Annotated in this window: 1 pseudogene; it reads right to left on the bottom strand. The window is 56.1% G+C overall.

Annotation, left to right across the window (positions count from 1 at the left end):
• Positions 1 to 157 precede the first annotated feature (157 nt).
• Positions 158 to 353: pseudogene (locus SJH88_RS19520) on the bottom strand (IS256 family transposase); the annotation flags it as partial.

The raw sequence follows: 353 nt of genomic DNA, 5'->3' as shown, positions 1-353 counted from the left end.
TGCGTGAGCCCGCAAATGGGTGGGCTACATGTAACGCATCCAAGGTGTGGGCCAACGAAACTTGCTCACTGTTTGGTGACTTGCGGCGGTAATAAATAGAGCCACGACTGATTTGCATAAGGGGGGTGTCCGAATTTTTGTGTAAACGGTTCGGACTTCAATTGACGGAGATGCGGTCTCCGAACTCAATGGTAAAGCGGGTCAGCGCAGCCTTCCAATCCCGGATGGGCAGGGTCCACTTCTGGCTGATGTTGCGCAGGGCCAGGTAGAACAGCTTGGTCAGCGCCTCGTCGCTGGGGAACGAGCCCCGGTTCTTGGTCAGCTTCCTCAGGCCCATGTTCACCGACTCGATG

Origin of the sequence: Comamonas sp. GCA5 (assembly GCF_036541385.1) — a bacterium.
In the GTDB taxonomy this organism is placed as follows: Bacteria; Pseudomonadota; Gammaproteobacteria; order Burkholderiales; family Burkholderiaceae_C; genus Comamonas; species Comamonas aquatica.
The sequence above is the reverse complement of the archived record's forward strand: the minus strand, read 5'-3'. Positions and strand labels throughout refer to the sequence as shown.